The following is a 17,836-nucleotide window of genomic DNA, read 5'->3' as shown; positions in this document are numbered from 1 at the left end:
AAAATAATGAAATGCCTGGGTGGCGGAACTGGTAGACGCACAGGACTTAAAATCCTGCGGGTGGTGACACCCGTGCCGGTTCGATTCCGGCCCTAGGCACCATATTTGGCTTGGTAGCTCAGTCGGTAGAGCAAAGGACTGAAAATCCTTGTGTCGGCGGTTCGATTCCGTCCCAAGCCACCATTTAAGATATAATATCGCGGGGTGGAGCAGTTGGTAGCTCGTCGGGCTCATAACCCGAAGGTCGCAGGTTCAAGTCCTGTCCCCGCAACCAAATAAGAAAAGTAAAAAGGTCCAGTGGTGTAGCGGTTAACATGCCTGCCTGTCACGCAGGAGATCGCGGGTTCGATTCCCGTCTGGACCGCCATTTAAATAAGATATTTAACTCCTTAGGGAGTTTTTTTTATTTTCTATAAAATTTGTCTAGTTTGCCTAATGTAAAAAAAAGTGTTATTATTTTATTTATAGTGTTTAGATTAGGAGGATTAAAGAGATGAAAAAACAGGCCGCATTAGAATTAATTGATTTTTTATATGATAGTCCAACCGCTTTTCATAGTGTTTTAACTATTAAAGATTTTTTAAATGAATATGGATATACTGAATTAAAAGAATCGGATGCATGGAACTTAAAATCAGAAGGTAAATATTATGTAACCAAAAATGATTCTGCCTTAATTGCATTTGAAGTTGGAACAGGAGATATTTTAGAGTCTGGGATCAAGATGATTGGTGCACATACTGATTCACCTGGTTTTAGAATTAAAGGTAATCCTGAAATAACAGCAGAAGGAGCTTATTTAAAGTTAAATACTGAAGTATATGGAGGGCCAATTTTACATACATGGTTTGACCGTCCACTTGGATTAGCAGGGAAAGTGACAGTACGTGGTGTTAATGTGCTTAAGCCTGAAACAAAATTAGTAAACATTAATAAGCCATTATTAATTATTCCTAGTCTTGCCATTCATATGAATCGACAAGTAAATGAGGGGTTCGCAATCAATGCACAAAAGGATACATTACCTTTAGTTGGGTTAGTGAATGAGACATTTAAAAAAGACGGATATTTATTAAACTTATTAGCAGAAGAATTAAATGTTTCTGCTACAGATATTATGGGATTTGATTTAGGTTTATATGAGATTGGTAAAGGAATGTTAGTAGGAGCAAATGAGGAGTTTATTTCTTCAGGCCGTTTAGATGATATGTGGATGGTCTATGCAGGACTTAAAGGGTTAGTTGACAGTCCTACAACAGCTGCAACTAAGATGATGGTGTGTTTAGATAATGAAGAGACTGGAAGTTTAACTGCTCAAGGCGCAGCATCTAATTTACACTTAAATGTTGTAGAGCGTATTATTTTAGCACTTGGTCATGATCGTGAAGGGGTTCACCGTACACTTGCTAATTCGATGATGATTTCGGCTGACTTAGCACATGCGGTGCATCCAAATGTGGGTGAAAAGCATGATCCAACAAATCGTCCTATTTTAGGAAAAGGTCCTGTTTTAAAAACAGCAGCATCTGGTTCATATAGTACGGATAGTTACTGTGCGGCAGTATTTGAGGGGTTATGTCAAGAGGCTGGTGTGCCTTATCAAAAATTCTATAATCGTTCGGATGTACGTGGTGGGACAACAATTGGACCAGTAACGGCTTCTCGATTAAATATTCCTGTGATTGATATGGGGGCTCCACTTTTAGGGATGCACTCGATTCGTGAATTAGCATCAGTTGAAGATCATGATTTTACGGTTAAATTATTTACAACATTCTTTAGTTTATAAAAAAAAACTCGACCAAATCGGTCGAGCTTTTTTTTATTTTTTTGAGTTTTCGATTTCTTCTGCTAATTGGTTTAAATATTCCCAACGTTCATATTTATAGGTCAGTTGTTCTTCGACTAATGTTTTTTCATTCATGATATCTTGAAGTTTAACGTAGTCAGTTGCAAATTCGATGAGTTGTTCATCTAGAGTTGAGATTTGCTCCTCTAAGGTTGCGATTTCATCATCGATTGTTTCGAATTCTTTTTGTTCAGCAAACGTGAATTTAAGTTTTTTCTCAAGACGTGGCTTGGCTTTCGTTGTTTCTTTTGATTTTAATTCTGTAATGGCGGTTTCCTCAAGTTGAGTTTTTGCTTCTTTGAAAATGAGATAATCACTATAGTTTCCAGTGTAGATAGTAATATCACCATTCCCTTCATAAGCAAATATTTTATTACAGATTCGATCTAGGAAGTAGCGATCATGGGAAACTGTGATAACGATTCCATTAAAATCATCTAAATAATCTTCTAAACGTCTTAGCGTATCGATATCTAAGTCATTGGTAGGTTCATCTAATAGTAGAACGTTAGGTGCATCCATTAAAATACGAAGTAAGTATAGACGTCGGCGCTCTCCACCCGATAGGGTACCAATTTGTGAATACTGAAGATGTCCATCGAATAAGAAGCGTTCACACATTTGAGAGGCAGTGATGCGTGTTCCATCGCCTGTTTCAATGTAATCACTATTTTCTTTAATGTAGTCAATGGCTCTCATTGTTGGATTCATTTCTTCGCTTTCTTGTGCGAAGCATCCAATTTTAACGGTTTCACCGATATCAATGAATCCTGAGTCAGGCTTGATTTTTCCACGGATTAGATTAATTAATGTTGATTTTCCGATTCCGTTTGGTCCCACAATTCCGATACGATCAGTACGAGTTAGAGTGTAATCTAAGTCACGAATCATACAGCGGTCACCATAGAATTTTGCAACATGATTGAATTCCATGATTTTTTTACCAAGGCGTGTTGAAGCGACTGAAATATCAAGATTACCCTGTGGCGTAAATTTTTCTTGGTTGCTTAAGTCTTCAAAACGTTGAAGACGAGCTTTTTGTTTAGTCGAACGTGCCTGTGCTCCTCGACGAACCCAAGCTAATTCTTTTCGAAGGAGGTTTTGGCGTTTATCTTCCATGGCGGCTTCTAGTTGAAGGCGTTCCATTTTCTTTTCAAGGAAGACAGAATAGTTTCCATCATAGCTATATAGTCGCCCCTTATCTAGTTCTAGAATTCGGTTTGTAACGCGATCTAAAAAGTAACGGTCATGAGTGATCATTAAAAGGGCACCTTTACGACTGTTTAAGTAGTCTTCTAACATGCCGATGGTGTCATTGTCTAGATGGTTGGTCGGCTCATCTAAAATGAGAAGTTCTGATGGTGTAATGAGTGCTGATGCTAAAGCGACGCGTTTTTTTTGTCCCCCAGATAGGTGTTTGACTTTTTGTGAAAAGTTTGTGATTCCTAGTTTTGTTAAAACTGATTTGGCTTCACTCTCCAAATCCCATAGATTTAAGCGATCGATTTGATCTTGTAGTTTTAATAAACGTTCGTTTAATGATTCATTGTAGTTTTGTTGAAGTTCGTCAAGTGTTTCTTGATAGTCGCGAAGTAATGTCATTTCAGGTGAATTTCCTTTAAAGACTTGTTCAAGAACAGTTGCTTCATCATGAAATTCAGGATTTTGTGATAAATATTCGATTCGGACGCGATTGCCTTTTGTAATGCGGCCTGTTTCAGGGTTTTCAATACCGGCAATAATTTTTAAAAGGGTTGATTTTCCAGTTCCATTAACCCCAATAATTCCGATTTTTTCCCCTTCACTAATTCCAAATGAAATGTTATCGATTAATGTTTTGACTGAGTAGCTTTTACTTATATTCTCAATTGTCATTAGATTCAATGTGTCTCACCACGGTTTCTATAAAATTTATATCTTTCATTATACCTTGTTTTTGATGAAAAGAAAAACCCAAGCATTAAGATGCTTGGGTTTTCTTTAAGTATATTTTACCTTCTTCGATGTAAGGAAGATGCATTTGATAATGGATTGTGACTAAACGAATGATAAAGATGATTGAAAGACATAAGTAAGCACTAATCATTATACCGAGATAAGGGTGTAAGAACCAAAAGCAGATGGCCCCAATTAAGGATGCAACGGCATAAATTTCATGTTTTAAAATACTTGGGACTTCTTGTGCTAAGATGTCACGAATCACACCACCACCAACAGCTGTAATAACTGATACGAAGAGGAAGGTCATGAAGTTATAGTTGAGATCGATGGCTTTCATTCCGGCTGCAATAGTAAAAACGGATAATCCGATGGCATCTAGAATGAGAAAAGAGGTCTGCCATTTGATACGTCCTCGTAAGCAGATAACAAGAATGGTTGAGATGAGAATGGTTAGCATGTATTCGTATTTTGAAAAGAACACAGGTACTCCGATATCTGTTACAACATCACGTATAACTCCTCCACCGATAGCTGTGACGGTTGCAAGTGTTAGGATTCCAAAGAAGTCCATTTTTTTTTCGATAGCACACATCGCACCGGATGCGGCAAATACGAAGAGTCCGATATATTCAAAGAATGTGATTAGATCCATGTTAAGCCCCCATAAAAGATTGTTTATTAGTTCATATCGTTTCACATTATAGCAAGCGGATTTTAGGGTGTCAATGAGTAAAGATAATGATTCACAGCGTTTTGATTTTAAAAAGGATTTGATGTGCTATGTTAAAGTTTTTTTGTTTTATTTTTGATGCTTATGACAGTGACATGATTTTTTTTCTGGAACAGGATCGTAACCAAGGCTTCCCCAAGGATTACAACGTAAAATGCGTTTAAAGGCTAGGTAGCCTCCTTTTAGGACACCGTGTTTTTCGATGGCTTCGATGGCGTAGTGAGAACAGGTAGGATAGTATCGGCAGTTGGGGGGAGAAAGTGGGGAGATGTATTTTTGATAAAATTGTATGAATTTGATCATGAGTTTTTTCATGGAAGACGTCCTTTCTGTATTCGATAAATTTATGTTATCAGATAAGAAAATTTGTTTCAAGATGAGGAGTTTTGACATAGTATATGTCGTGAACAATAATTTCCATTTAATTCCAAAAAAGGAGAATTTAGAAGAGGTGGTTATGATATGTGTGGATTATTTGGGGTAGTAAATTATAAACAAATTGAGATGAAAACACCTTATGACATGAGTTGTGTACAAGCTGTTTTTCATCGAGGGCCAGATGAAGGGGGGATGTTTTATGGGAAACATGTCTTTTTAGGGCATCGTCGCTTATCGGTCGTTGATATTGAGCAAGGGAAACAGCCGATGTCATTTCATCATTATACGATGATTTATAACGGTGAGTTATATAATACCGAAGAGATTCGCGAGGAGTTAAAAGCTTTAGGCTATACTTTTAAAGGACATTCAGATACTGAGGTTTTGTTAAAGGCGTATGTCTGCTTTGGCGAAAAAGTAGTTGAAAAGCTAAATGGGATTTATGCTTTTGCCGTATGGAATTCTAAAGAGCAAACATTATATGTGGCGAGAGACCGTGCTGGTGTTAAGCCGCTTTATTATTCTTTGTTACCAGATGGAATTATTGTAGCGTCTGAGCAAAAGCAAATTTTACACTATACGCAAAAAAATGAAGTGACCATTGAAGGATTTCAAGAGTTATTAGGTGTTGGGCCTTCTCATACGCCAGGAAACGGATTATTTAAAGGGATCAAAGAGTTAAAACCAGGTCATTATATGGTGGTTAAATCAGGGGGTATTAAAATTACGAAATACTGGGATTTAGTCGCAAAAGAACATACAGATGATTTTGAAACAACTGTTGAAAAAACACGTGAAATTTTAGTAGATGCAATTAAACGACAACTGGTTTCTGATGTGCCACTTTGTACCTTTTTATCAGGAGGACTTGATTCTTCAATCATTACAGCTATTGCAGCAAATGAGATGAAAAATCTTCATACCTTTTCAATTGATTATGAAGATAATAGAAAGTATTTTCAAAAAACGGCTTTTACGGTATCTGAAGATAATGATTTTATTAAGTTGATGTCTGATCGTTTTCATACGAATCACCATTATTGTGTCATTACAAATCAAGATTTAGCGGATGCTTTAAAAGATGCTGTTTTATTACGTGATATGCCAGGGATGGCGGATGTAGATTCATCGTTACATTGGTTTTGTAAAGAGATTAAAAAAGATTTTACGGTTGGTTTGTCAGGTGAATGTGCCGATGAAATTTTTGGAGGATATCCTTGGTTTTATCGTGAACCAATGAATGGGATGTTTCCATGGCTTCGTGATTTAGCAATTCGTAATACGTTGTTAAAACCAGAGTGGCAAGAAAAATTGAATTTAGTCGGTTATGCAACAGATCGTTTTAATGAGTCCATTGCACAGGCAGATATTGTAGAAGGCGATAGTGCTTTGAATAATGAGAAACGACAATTGACTTATTTAAATATTAAATGGTTTATGACGACATTGCTTGATCGTAAAGATCGTATGAGTATGGGAGCGAGTCTTGAAGTTCGTGTGCCATTTGCGGATCATCGAATTATGGAATATCTTTATAATGTGCCTTGGGATATGAAGTTCTATGGGAATGAAGAAAAAGGCTTGTTAAGAAAAGCGATGGAAGGAATTTTACCAAATGAAGTGTTGTATCGAAAAAAAAACCCGTATCCAAAAACACATAATCCTCATTACACAGCGATTGTCCAAGCTTTGTTAAGAGAAGCGTTGAGTGATGAAACGTCTATTTTGCATGAGATTTTTGACGAGAATAAGTTATGGGCTTTAGCTAATTCAGATGATGAGATTATTACAAGACCTTGGTTTGGACAACTGATGACACAGCCGCAGCTTATTGCTTATTTGTATCAATTTCATGTTTGGTTTAAGGCGTATCAGTTAAATATTGTGGAGTAGAGGGGGTCTGTCGCTAATGGCGGCAGATTTTTTTTGTCTTGAAAGAATAAGGAATGAATATTTTTTACATAATAAGAGTAAAGATTGAGATTAAGGGGACTACTGTAATGAGATGGATTGGTTATTTTTTGTTATTTTTACTGTGTCTATTTATCTTACTTATTTTTGTAAAGATTAAGATTCGAGTTGTTTTTCAAGATGAGTCTCGTTTTGTACAAGTGAAATATTTGTTTTTTAAATATAAGATGGATTTAAATCCGATGATGAAAGAGCTAGAGAAAAACGCTGAGCTATCAGCTGATAAAATGAAAGATGAGGTTACAGTGAAAAAGGAAGAAGTCGTTGTTAAAACGAAAACGGTTGAACAGAAAGTCATTGAAGATTCCATGGAGTTAGATGAGAAGCCCAAGATAAAGGTGAAACGAGTTAAGAAAAAGAAGCGAGTTGAAAAAACGCAGGAAAAAGTGAGTCGCCCAAAATTAAGGCAGATGATTAGGAAGTTTAAATTGTTATTTAAAACGGGTAAACGAGTGCTTGTGCGCTTTACGAAAAAGATTAGGGTGCATCAGTTGGATTCAGTGATTCATTTTAGTGTAGATGATCCGATGTTAAATGGGTGCTTACTCGGTAGTCTTTGGGCCATGCAAGCTAATGTTTATGGATTTATTAGTCGTTATGTCAAGAAAGTTGACCACTATCACTTTGATGTTTTGAGCCAATTTAGTGGAAATCGTATTTTTGTTGATTTTACGTGCATAGTCTCATTTAAATTAGTCGATATTATAGTTGTCTTATTAACGTCTTTTAGAGATTTAATGACAATTTTAAAACTAATTCGTAAAGAGGAGGATTTATAGTATGGGTGAGCATCCAATTCATAATTTAATGAAAATTTCAATGGAAAATATAAAACAAATGGTTGATGTAGATACGATTGTTGGAAATCCTGTTAACACAGAGAGCGGAGACACGATTATTCCAATTTCTAAAGTTGCATTTGGATTCGCAGCAGGAGGTAGTGAATTTGAATCCACTACGAATACAAATTCTGATCAAAATCCTCCATTTGGTGGAGGTAGTGGTGGAGGAGTTTCAATTACGCCTATTGCCTTTTTAGTGGTAAATCAACAAGGTGTTGAAATCAAACATCTTGAGGAACGTACACATTTATATGAACGTCTTCTTGAACAAGTACCTAAAACAGTCAATAGTATTATGAACGAATTTGATAAAGATTCAAAAAAAGGCGAGTAAATCATTTACTCGTTTTTTTTGTTAAAACATCTAGATGAATTAAGGGGGATGAAAAAAATGATAGAGCTAGGTAAGGTTGTGAAGCTTTTTATAATGTTCAAGTAAAAAAGTAAACGTTATAACATTTTTTGGTTTAGTGAGTGACATTCAATAAAAGTTGTAGTAAAATCAATTTGTATATCATGAAGAGGTGATGTTTAGTGCCAAGACCTGAAGTAATTGAACAACTATTTGATCTTGTCGATGAAACGTCGATGATCATCAGTTCCGAGTTGAAAATGAATTATTTACAAGCCATGTGTGAATCTTGTGGAAATATTATGTCACAAGATGTAAGTCAATCAGTTAACGAGGAAATTAGACAGGCATTAGAGAAGCAGTATTCTGATTTAGAGGAATTAGAGTTTACTCAAGAGGAAATAAGAAAAGCTCTTCAGTTAGCTATTTTGAAAGGATTAAAAGCTGAGCGTGTAACGAACGCGGTAATGACTCCAGATTCGATTGCCTTAATGGTGTCTTATTTAATTTCAAAATTTATTCCAAGTGCTAAAGAGATGACTGTCGCTGATTTAACAGTGGGAACAGGAAACTTTTTAACAGCCATTTTAAATCAGATTGATGTGGAGCCTCAGGCGATTTATGGAGTAGATGTTGATAAAGATTTGTTACAAATTGCATACACGCTTTCTGATATGCAAGAGCATGCGGTTCAGTTCTATCAACAAAGTTCATTAAAGCCGATGTTAGTTGAGCCACTAGATTTAATTGTTGGAGATTTACCGACTGGAGAAGTAGTAGACTCATCAGAGTTAGTTGACTTGGAGTTATCATTAGTGAGTAAGCAGGTAACGTATTTACCTTATTTATTAATTGAAAATCATCTCAAGTATTTAAAACCAGGTGGTTATGCTTTTTATGTCATTCCAAATGATTTATTTAGTCAAAAAGGTTCAACTGAGTTTCATCAGATGCTGACATCACAGGCCAATATTCAGGCATTATTACAATTGCCATCATCAATGTTTAAAAGTCATGAGTTAGGTAAGAGTTTATTTATCATTCAAAAAAACGGTGAAGCAATTCAACCGATTAAAGAAGTGTTAGTAGCCCAATTACCAAGCTTTAATGATAGAGAAAAATTTGGTCAAACTTTAAATCGTATTGATAATTGGATCAAACTTAATAAGTAAAAGTGGAGGGAATAGTCATGACTAAAATTTTATCAGTAAATGCCGGAAGTTCATCATTAAAATTTCAATTATTAGAGATGCCTGCACAAACCGTTATTACAAAAGGTTTAGTTGAGCGTATTGGATTTGAGGATGCAATCTTCAGTATTAAATTTGAAGATGAAAAAGTTGAAAAAGTATTACCAATTAAAGATCATAGCGTAGCGGTTCAATTATTATTAGAAGCGTTACTTGAACATAATATCGTAGCATCTTACGATGAAATTAGTGGAGTTGGACACCGCGTAGTTCACGGTGGAGAAAAATTCGGTCACTCAGTCGTTGTGACACCTGAAGTGTTAGCTGATATCGAAGCTTTATCAGAATTAGCACCTCTTCACAACCCAGCAAATGCATTAGGAATTAAAGCATTTATGAAAGAATTACCACATGCTGTTTCAGTTGCAGTATTTGATACAGCATTCCACCAAACAATGGATAAAGATGCTTATTTATATCCAGTAAAATACGAGTGGTATCAAGACTATGCAATTCGTAAATACGGATTCCACGGAACATCTCATCAATTCGTTGCAGAGCGTTGCGCTGAGTTATTAGAAAAACCATTAGCTGAAACTAAAATTATCACAGTTCATATCGGAAACGGTGGGTCTTTAGCAGCTGTTAAAGGTGGACAATCTGTTGATACAACAATGGGATTCACTCCACTTGCGGGAATCATGATGGGAACTCGTTCTGGAGATATTGATCCAGCGATTTTACCATTCATTATGGAAAAAGAAAATTTAACAATTGACCAAGCGGTTAATGCATTAAATAAAGAGTCAGGATTATACGGAGTATCTGGAGCATCTTCAGATATGCGTGATATCTTAAAATTAGTATCTGAAGGCAATGAGCGTGGAATTATTGCGTTTAACTTATATGTTAAACGTATCTGTGACTACATCGGTTCTTACTTTGTATATTTAGGTGGAGTTGATGCGATTGTCTTTACAGCTGGTATCGGTGAAAACTCTATTCCAGTTCGTAAAGCAGTTGTTGAACGTTTAGGAGCTTTAGGAATTACATTAGATGAAGCTGCTAATAATGTCATGGGAGAAGAAGCTTTAATTTCAACAGCAGATTCAAAAATTAAAGTATTCGCTATTCCAACAAATGAAGAGTTAATGATTGCAAAAGATACTTACGCATTTGTTAAATAGTAAATGAAAAAAAAGAGATTCTAGTGATAGAATCTCTTTTTTTATATCAGACTAATTTCAGTCGAATTTTACAACATTATGATATAATTTAAATAATAAATTCTTTAAGAGGTGAAATTATGTTGCAGCAAATTTGGAGTGAAATTGTGAAGTACGATAAGATTATGATTCATCGTCATGTAAGCCCAGATCCAGATGCGTTAGGATCACAAATTGGGTTAGCAACGTTAATTAAGTCAACTTATCCAAATAAGGTGGTAAAGATGCTTGGCTTTACAGAACCATCGTTACAGTGGATGGGAGAGATGGATGAGGTAAAGGATGAGGAGTATGAAGGGGCATTGGTGATTGTTTTAGATACGGCGAATTCTCCACGTATTGATGATACACGTTATAAAACGGGTGCCTTTATGATAAAAATTGATCATCATCCTGTTGTTGAAGATTATGCGGATTTAAATTATGTAGATACGTCGGCAACCGCTACATCAGAAATTATTGTGCATTTATTTAAAGCTAATCAGGAGCAGTATCAATTAACGATGCCACTTATTTCAGCGGAGCGTTTATATACTGGAATTATTGCGGATAGTGGTCGTTTCTTATATGATAATACAACAACATCAACTCTTGAGTGTGCAGCCTTTTTATATGATTGTGGGATTAATCGTAATCAAATTCATGATCAGCTGTATAAGCGTCCTTTAAATATTATTCAGGCACAAGGGTTTGTGTTAAGTCACTTTAACGTTAGTGAACAAGGCGTTGCTTATTTTACAATGACAAAAGATGAGCAGGAATCATTTGGTTTAACAACTGGAACTCGTTCCGCATTAGTGAACGTGTTGGCAAATATTGAAGGGATTCATGTATGGGTTTGCTTCTTTGAGAATGAGGATGGAAAGATTCGAGTGAATATTCGTTCAAATGGACCGGTTATTAATACGGTTGCTCAAAATTTTGAGGGTGGAGGACATCCTAAAGCATCTGGTGCGATGATTTATGAATGGTCACAGTGTGATGCAGTGATTAAAGCGTTAGATGAGGCATGTATATCCTATTTTAATGTATAAAAAGTAAATGTTTGGAAAGACTATTGACAATTGCCAGTGGTCTTTTTCTATGTTAGAATGAGTTCAAACGTATGTTTGGGTTTGAGAAAAGGTAGGGATCGGTATGAGTTTTGTACATTTGCAAGTGCGGTCAGCCTATTCACTGTTAAGTAGTTCAATTAAGATTAAAGAACTTGTTGATTTAGCACTTGAAAATCAAATGAGTTGTTTAGCTTTAGTTGAAGAGGGGACCATGCATAGTGCGATTAAGTTTTATAATGCTTGTCGGCGTGTGAATGTTAAGCCGCTGATCGGAATGAGTGTTAACGTTCAGGGAGATTCATTTATTGATGAATGGGTAATATTGGCGCGTAATCAGTGCGGGTACCAAAGGCTTTTAAAAATTGCCTCTTTTATTGCGAAGCAAGAAGGTGTTGTTCTTTATGAGCAAGTGTTGCCCTTTGTTCAGGATTTAGTCGTGATTACAAGCGGTGAGCACGGGATGCTTTGTAGTGGAATTGAGGAATACAAAGAGGAGCGTTTGCTTCAATATTATGAGTCATATTTGAAGTCTATTCCGCATTTGTATATCGGGCTGATGCGCGTTAATCAACGAACATATGAGTTGTCAAAGCATTTGATTTCTTTTGCAAGTAATGTTAATCGTCCGATTGTGGCACTCAACGATGTCAGGTATTTGAAAAAAGAGGATGCCAAGACGTTAACGTTGTTACAGGCGATTAAGCAGAATCAATCGGTAGAAGAGTTGCCACTTGTTGATTACGAGCGTTATTTTAAGAGTGAGTGTCAAATGAAAGAGTTGTTTGCAGATGTACCAAACGCTTTGATGCAAACTGAGCAGATTGCAAATGATTGTGAGGTAGAAATTCCACTACATCAATCGTTATTGCCGAAGTATCAAACGCCTGAGGGGGTATCTTCTGATTCTTATTTAGAGGCACTTTGTTTTAAGGGACTTGAGAAACGCTATGGCCATTTAGAGTATGCTAATCGATTGAAGTATGAGTTATCGGTCATTCATAAGATGGGATTTTCGGATTATTTCTTGATTGTCTGGGATTTTGTGCGTTATGCGAAAAGTCATGATATTTATGTAGGTCCTGGTCGTGGCTCAGCAGCGGGATCATTGGTGGCGTATGTTTTAGGTATTACGAATGTCGATCCGATCAAGTATGAGTTGTTATTCGAGCGATTTTTAAATCCTGAACGAATTACAATGCCAGATATTGATATTGATTTTCAGGATAATCGACGGGATGAAGTGATTCAATATGTACAGAATAAGTATGGGAGTCACTGTGTTGTTCAGATTGCAACGTTTGGAACTTTCCAGTCTAGATCTGCCTGGCGTGATTTAGCACGTGTTCATCAGGTGGAAACGACTTTAATTAATAAAGTGGCGAGCTTTATTTATTCAGGAAGTACGTTGAAAGAAATTTATGAGCAAACAAAAGGATTACGAGATTTTTTCTCCACTTATCCAAAGCTTGAAGCTATTTATAAAGAGGCTGAAAAAATTGAGGGATTGCCACGTCATACGTCGATTCATGCAGCGGGTGTTATTATTAGCGATCATGATTTAACAGATTATACAGCGATTATGGAGGGTCCAACAGGCATTTATGTCTCCCAGTATGAAGCTGAAGATTTAGAGATGATTGGTTTATTAAAGATGGATTTCTTAGGTTTAAAAAATTTAAATATGTTACAACAAATCACGACTTTAATTAAAAGTAGTGTCGCACCTGAGTTTGATATTAATAAAATTCCATATGATGATTTAAAGACATATGAAATGATTTCACAGGGACAAACGACGGGGGTCTTCCAGTTAGAATCAGAAGGAATGCGGCAGGTATTAAGAGCGGTTCGACCTAATTGTTTGGAGGATATTATTGCTTGTAATGCCCTGTTTCGACCAGGACCGATGGAAGGAATTCCGTTATTTGCAGCAAGGAAGCATCATGAACAGCCGATTGAATACTATCATCCAAGTTTACAGTATATCTTATCTAAAACGTATGGCATTATTGTTTATCAAGAGCAGATTATGCAGATTGCGAATGTGGTATCAGGCTATTCTTTAGGAGAAGCTGATGTTTTAAGACGTGCCGTGTCGAAAAAGAAGAAGGAAATTTTAGAGAGAGAACAGAAGACGTTTGTTGAGAAAGCAATAGAACGTGGTTATCACCAAGAGATTGCCACCCAGTTGTATGAGTTAATTTTGAAGTTTGCAAATTATGGATTTAATCGAAGCCACGCAGTGGCGTATAGTATGATTGCTTATCAGATGGCTTATTTGAAGAGACATTATCCAAGTTATTTTATGACGGTGGCTCTTTCAAATGTGATTGGTAGTGAAAGTAATACGGCACAGTATGTAAAAGAGGCGAAACAGTTAGATATTTTAGTGTTACCGCCGTCAATTAATAGTAGTGGTTTAATGTATCAGATTGAAAATGAAAATATTCGATTTAGTTTATTACCGATTAAACATATCGGGATGAATTTAGCTCGGCAAATTGTGGCGGAGCGTGAACGGGGATTGTATAAGAGTTTTTATGATTTTGTGAGTCGTACAAGAAGTTTTTTAAATCAACGTGCCTATGAGGGGTTAATTGATGTGGGAGCAATGGATGAGTTTGGGTATAACCGGACAACTCTACATCATAATTTAACTGCGATCTTAGATTTTTCGAAATATGATGGCGGGTTGTTTGAGACTGATTTTGAGATTATGATGATGAAGGAGACGTTGTCATCAGCTGAGAAGATGAAGCGGGAAAAAGAATTGCTTGGTTTTTATTTGAATTCTCATCCGATTCATTTAATGAGAGATCAGGCAAAGGAGAAGGGTTGGTATTTTCCGAGTGATTTGATTCACCTAAATGTTTCAACTATTACGTGTGTCGGATTTGTGGAAAAATTTAGAGAAATTAGAGATAAAAAAGGAAAGCTGATGGCATTTATGGATATTTCTGATGAAAATGGAACAGTGTCTGTCACTATTTTTTCTGATGTTTATAAATCAGAATATAAAGCGTTATTAGGGAAAATTGTGGTTATTAATGGACGTGTTTCAATAAGAAATAGTGAAAAAAATATTAATCTCAGTAAAATAATAGCGATTTCATGACAGTTTCAGGTCGGAAATGATTTATAAATAGACAAAATACTGATATAATATGGGAGGAATAATCTTCATTAAGTGGATGATGATCAAAATTCTAGTGTGAGGTGAAACACTATGGTAAAAAGAATTGGTGTGCTTACTAGTGGTGGAGATGCACCGGGTATGAATGCAGCCATTCGTGCCGTTGTGCGCGCAGCAATCGCTAATAATATCGAAGTTTTCGGTATTTACAACGGATATGCTGGATTAGTTAAAGGTGATATTAAACCTCTAACGAATACAGAGGTTGGTGGAATCATTAACCGTGGTGGAACTTTCTTAGGTTCAGCACGTCTTCCAGAGTTCAAAAACATCGAAGTTCGTGAACTAGGTGTAGAACAATTAAAGAAACATGGTATCGAAGCAGTTGTTGTTATCGGTGGCGATGGTTCTTACATGGGAGCAAAAAAATTAACAGAGATGGGAATCAACTGTATCGCATTACCAGGTACAATTGATAACGATATCGTAAGCAGTGATTTCACAATTGGATTTGATACTGCATTAAACACAGTTATCGATGCCATTGATCGCTTACGTGATACGTCAGCTTCACACGCTCGTTGTAGCGTTGTTGAAATCATGGGACGTCACTGTGGTGACTTAACAGTTTGGGGTGCTATTGCATCTGGAGCTGAAGAGTTAATCGTTCCTGAAAAAGGAATCAACATGGATGAAATCGTAGCCCAAATCGAAGAAGGTAAAAAACGTCAAAAGAAACATTACATCGTGACTTTAGCTGAGTTAATGACAGATGCACATGAATTAGCTAAAGAAATTGAAAAACGTACTGGTGTTGAAACTCGTGCAACTGTTCTTGGACACACTCAACGTGGTGGGGCTCCAACAGCATTTGATCGCGTGTTAGCAAGCCGTATGGGTGCTTATGCGGTTGATTTATTAATCGCAGGTGAAGGAGGACGCTGTGTTGGAATTCGTGACAACAAGTTAACTCACTTTGATATCTTAGAAGCACTTGATTTACCACGTGTATTCGATGAAACAATGTTCAATTTAGCTAAACAATTATCTTAATTATTTCAACTGAAATAGGCATAAGATTATTGAATATACCCAAAGGAGCGAACTAGGAAATGAAACAATCTTTCAAAAACACTAAAATGATTTGTACAATTGGTCCTAAATCAGAACCAAAAGAGATGTTATCAAAATTAGTTGATGCAGGAATGAACTGTATCCGTTGTAACTTCTCTCACGGTGATCATGCAGAGCAAAAAAATCGTATGGATTTAATCCGTGAAATCAATAAAGAAAAAGGAACTCATGTAGCTATCTTATTAGATACTAAAGGACCTGAAATCCGTACTCACTTATTCGAAAACGGTGGAGTTGAATTAGTTGCTGGTCAAACTGTACGCGTTGCTATGAACGAAGTATTAGGAACAGCTGAAAAATTCTCTATCACTTACCCAGGATTAATCAACGACGTAGTTGTTGGTGGAACAATCTTAGTTGACGATGGATATGTTGAATTAACAGTAACTGAATTAGATACTGCTAACCAAGAAATCGTATGTACAGTTAAAAACTCTGCATTCGTTAAAGACCGTCGTGGAATCAACGTACCAGGTGCTAAATTAAACATGGAATTCATCTCTGAAAAAGATCGCGCAGATATGATCTTCGGATGTGAAATGCAAGTGGATTACATCGCTGCATCATTCGTTCGTCGTGCAGAAGACGTATTAGCTATCCGTGAAATCTTTGCTGAGCAAGGAAATACACATACACAAATCATCGCTAAAATCGAAAACCAAGAAGGTGTTGACAACATGGATTCAATCCTTGAAGTTGTTGACGGAATCATGGTTGCTCGTGGAGATTTAGGGGTAGAAGTACCTGCTGAAGATGTACCATTAATCCAAAAAGAAATCATTGCTAAATGTAATGCTGCTGGAAAAATCGTTATCACTGCAACTCAAATGTTAGAGTCTATGCAAAAAAATCCTCGTCCAACTCGTGCAGAAGTATCTGACGTTGCTAATGCAATCTTCGATGGAACTGATGCAATCATGTTATCAGGAGAATCTGCTGCTGGACAATATCCATTAGAAGCTGTTGAAACAATGGCTCGTATCGCTCGTCGTACTGAGCAAGCTTTAGATCACCAAGAAATCATCGCTCGCGCTATGGCTTCTTCAAGCCGTGACGTAGCATCTGCTATGGGGTTAGCTGTTGCTGATACTGTAGAAGATTTAGGAGCTCAAGCAGTTATCGCTTGCACTCAATCAGGAGCTACTGCTCGTGCTATCTCTAAATACCGTCCATCTGCACCAGTAATCGCTGCTACTTCATGTGAAAAAACAGCTACTTCATTAGCATTATACTGGGGAGTTCAACCAGTTGTTGTTGCTGAAACAGCTAACACTGATGAATTATTAAAAACAGCTGCTACTGTAGCTACAGAAGTTGCTGGATTAGAAGCAGGAGAAACTGCTGTTGTTACTGCTGGATTACCAGCTGGTGAAGGTAACACTAACTTAATGCACATTCACGAAGTTAAATAATTTACCTATACATACACACACTTTTTAAAGGAGGGATTTCCCTCCTTTTTTTATTATTAAGAGGTTGATTAGAATGGTAGAAACAACATTATGTTATATAATTCATGAGAAAAAGGTTTTAATGATGTACCGAAATAAGAAAGAAAATGATTTTCATGAAGGGAAGTGGAATGGATTAGGCGGAAAGATAGAAGAAGGCGAAACGGCATACGAGGGGATACGACGAGAGGTGTTAGAGGAATCAGGGCTAATCATCAAGAATCCAGAGCTACTAGGGGTTTGTTATTTTCCTAGTTTTGATGGAGAGGAAGAATTGATGTATCTATATAAGGCAATTGATTTTGAAGGGGATTTGATTGAGTGTAATGAAGGAGATTTGAGTTGGATTGATGAAAAGCAGTTGTTATCGTTAAATATTTGGGAAAGTGATCAAGTCTTTTTACCGTATGTATTACGCGGTGAACGTTTTATTGGGGTGTTTCACTTTGAGGGGAAAGTTTTAAGGTCATATGAGATTAAAAAGGGGAGTGAATCTGATTTAATTCGTTTTTCGATTGAAAAAGGAAGTCACGTACTTTAAGTCTATTATTAAAAAAGTTTTATTACAACGATAAAAAGAACGG

Annotated in this window: 14 protein-coding genes and 4 tRNA genes; 15 read left to right on the top strand and 3 right to left on the bottom strand. The window is 36.5% G+C overall.

Annotation, left to right across the window (positions count from 1 at the left end):
* Positions 1–13: 13 nt before the first annotated feature.
* The 5 genes from HMPREF9402_RS11975 to HMPREF9402_RS11955 all read left to right on the top strand — a co-directional run bounded on the left by HMPREF9402_RS11975 (position 14) and on the right by HMPREF9402_RS11955 (position 1,789).
* A tRNA-Leu gene (locus tag HMPREF9402_RS11975) sits at positions 14–102 on the top strand.
* Positions 103–107: 5 nt separating this feature from the next.
* A tRNA-Phe gene (locus tag HMPREF9402_RS11970) sits at positions 108–183 on the top strand.
* Positions 184–198: 15 nt separating this feature from the next.
* Positions 199–274 (top strand) — tRNA-Met (locus HMPREF9402_RS11965).
* 17 nt (positions 275–291) lie between these two features.
* Positions 292–367, top strand: a tRNA-Asp gene (locus HMPREF9402_RS11960).
* A 126-nt stretch (positions 368–493) separates the two neighbouring features.
* Positions 494–1,789: a M18 family aminopeptidase gene (locus HMPREF9402_RS11955; RefSeq protein ID WP_009607453.1), complete on the top strand. Its 1,296-nt coding sequence runs from the start codon at positions 494–496 to the stop codon at positions 1,787–1,789.
* A gap of 33 nt (positions 1,790–1,822) precedes the next feature.
* On the opposite strand, the gene HMPREF9402_RS11950 is transcribed toward HMPREF9402_RS11955, so the two are convergent.
* The 3 genes from HMPREF9402_RS11950 to yidD form a co-directional block, all read right to left on the bottom strand.
* A complete protein-coding gene (locus tag HMPREF9402_RS11950; RefSeq protein ID WP_229040177.1) occupies positions 1,823–3,724 on the bottom strand; it encodes an ABC-F family ATP-binding cassette domain-containing protein in 1,902 nt (633 codons plus the stop codon).
* Between the two features lie 85 nt (positions 3,725–3,809).
* The gene (locus HMPREF9402_RS11945; protein ID WP_006785144.1) at positions 3,810–4,442 is read right to left on the bottom strand and encodes a trimeric intracellular cation channel family protein; all 633 of its coding nucleotides are present in this window, start codon (positions 4,440–4,442) and stop codon (positions 3,810–3,812) included.
* A 147-nt stretch (positions 4,443–4,589) separates the two neighbouring features.
* Positions 4,590–4,835: a membrane protein insertion efficiency factor YidD gene (yidD, locus tag HMPREF9402_RS14260; RefSeq protein ID WP_006785145.1), complete on the bottom strand. Its 246-nt coding sequence runs from the start codon at positions 4,833–4,835 to the stop codon at positions 4,590–4,592.
* A 147-nt stretch (positions 4,836–4,982) separates the two neighbouring features.
* On the opposite strand from yidD, the gene asnB reads away from it, so the two are divergent.
* The 10 genes from asnB to HMPREF9402_RS11890 all read left to right on the top strand — a co-directional run bounded on the left by asnB (position 4,983) and on the right by HMPREF9402_RS11890 (position 17,793).
* Positions 4,983–6,791: an asparagine synthase (glutamine-hydrolyzing) gene (asnB, locus tag HMPREF9402_RS11935; RefSeq protein ID WP_009607454.1), complete on the top strand. Its 1,809-nt coding sequence runs from the start codon at positions 4,983–4,985 to the stop codon at positions 6,789–6,791.
* Positions 6,792–6,898: 107 nt separating this feature from the next.
* A complete protein-coding gene (locus HMPREF9402_RS11930; RefSeq protein WP_006785147.1) occupies positions 6,899–7,648 on the top strand; it encodes a DUF2953 domain-containing protein in 750 nt (249 codons plus the stop codon).
* Between the two features lies 1 nt (position 7,649).
* Complete coding sequence (gene ytfJ, locus HMPREF9402_RS11925; RefSeq protein ID WP_006785148.1) at positions 7,650–8,045, top strand: GerW family sporulation protein; 396 nt, start codon at positions 7,650–7,652, stop codon at positions 8,043–8,045.
* A 200-nt stretch (positions 8,046–8,245) separates the two neighbouring features.
* Positions 8,246–9,235 (top strand): class I SAM-dependent methyltransferase, encoded by a 990-nt coding sequence (locus tag HMPREF9402_RS11920; protein WP_006785149.1) that lies wholly within the window; start codon positions 8,246–8,248, stop codon positions 9,233–9,235.
* Between the two features lie 17 nt (positions 9,236–9,252).
* Positions 9,253–10,440, top strand: a complete 1,188-nt coding sequence (locus HMPREF9402_RS11915) for an acetate/propionate family kinase (RefSeq protein ID WP_006785150.1) — start codon at positions 9,253–9,255, stop codon at positions 10,438–10,440.
* 119 nt (positions 10,441–10,559) lie between these two features.
* Positions 10,560–11,513, top strand: coding sequence for a DHH family phosphoesterase (locus HMPREF9402_RS11910; protein WP_006785151.1), 954 nt, complete (start codon positions 10,560–10,562; stop codon positions 11,511–11,513).
* 103 nt (positions 11,514–11,616) lie between these two features.
* Entirely contained in the window at positions 11,617–14,649 is a 3,033-nt protein-coding gene (gene dnaE / locus HMPREF9402_RS11905) for a DNA polymerase III subunit alpha (protein ID WP_009607452.1), read from the top strand.
* Positions 14,650–14,760: 111 nt separating this feature from the next.
* Positions 14,761–15,720, top strand: coding sequence for a 6-phosphofructokinase (pfkA, locus tag HMPREF9402_RS11900; RefSeq protein ID WP_006785153.1), 960 nt, complete (start codon positions 14,761–14,763; stop codon positions 15,718–15,720).
* Between the two features lie 59 nt (positions 15,721–15,779).
* Positions 15,780–17,213, top strand: coding sequence for a pyruvate kinase (gene pyk, locus HMPREF9402_RS11895; protein ID WP_009607459.1), 1,434 nt, complete (start codon positions 15,780–15,782; stop codon positions 17,211–17,213).
* Between the two features lie 73 nt (positions 17,214–17,286).
* Entirely contained in the window at positions 17,287–17,793 is a 507-nt protein-coding gene (locus HMPREF9402_RS11890) for an NUDIX hydrolase (RefSeq protein ID WP_006785155.1), read from the top strand.
* Positions 17,794–17,836: the final 43 nt, after the last annotated feature.

It is taken from the genome of Turicibacter sp. HGF1 (assembly GCF_000191865.1).
GTDB classification, from domain to species: Bacteria; Bacillota_I; Bacilli_A; order MOL361; family Turicibacteraceae; genus Turicibacter; species Turicibacter sanguinis.
Note: the sequence above shows the minus strand (reverse complement) of the source record. Positions and strands in the feature narration are given on the sequence as shown.

What these genes read in the sequence shown, in the direction of transcription:
- HMPREF9402_RS11955 (WP_009607453.1), top strand. Translation starts at nt 494, where the DNA reads ATGAAAAAACAGGCCGCATTAGAATTAATTGATTTTTTATATGATAGT.
- HMPREF9402_RS11950 (WP_229040177.1), bottom strand. Translation starts at nt 3,724, where the DNA reads ATGACAATTGAGAATATAAGTAAAAGCTACTCAGTCAAAACATTAATC.
- HMPREF9402_RS11945 (WP_006785144.1), bottom strand. Translation starts at nt 4,442, where the DNA reads ATGGATCTAATCACATTCTTTGAATATATCGGACTCTTCGTATTTGCC.
- yidD (WP_006785145.1), bottom strand. Translation starts at nt 4,835, where the DNA reads ATGAAAAAACTCATGATCAAATTCATACAATTTTATCAAAAATACATC.
- asnB (WP_009607454.1), top strand. Translation starts at nt 4,983, where the DNA reads ATGTGTGGATTATTTGGGGTAGTAAATTATAAACAAATTGAGATGAAA.
- HMPREF9402_RS11930 (WP_006785147.1), top strand. Translation starts at nt 6,899, where the DNA reads ATGAGATGGATTGGTTATTTTTTGTTATTTTTACTGTGTCTATTTATC.
- ytfJ (WP_006785148.1), top strand. Translation starts at nt 7,650, where the DNA reads ATGGGTGAGCATCCAATTCATAATTTAATGAAAATTTCAATGGAAAAT.
- HMPREF9402_RS11915 (WP_006785150.1), top strand. Translation starts at nt 9,253, where the DNA reads ATGACTAAAATTTTATCAGTAAATGCCGGAAGTTCATCATTAAAATTT.
- HMPREF9402_RS11910 (WP_006785151.1), top strand. Translation starts at nt 10,560, where the DNA reads ATGTTGCAGCAAATTTGGAGTGAAATTGTGAAGTACGATAAGATTATG.
- dnaE (WP_009607452.1), top strand. Translation starts at nt 11,617, where the DNA reads ATGAGTTTTGTACATTTGCAAGTGCGGTCAGCCTATTCACTGTTAAGT.
- pfkA (WP_006785153.1), top strand. Translation starts at nt 14,761, where the DNA reads ATGGTAAAAAGAATTGGTGTGCTTACTAGTGGTGGAGATGCACCGGGT.
- pyk (WP_009607459.1), top strand. Translation starts at nt 15,780, where the DNA reads ATGAAACAATCTTTCAAAAACACTAAAATGATTTGTACAATTGGTCCT.
- HMPREF9402_RS11890 (WP_006785155.1), top strand. Translation starts at nt 17,287, where the DNA reads ATGGTAGAAACAACATTATGTTATATAATTCATGAGAAAAAGGTTTTA.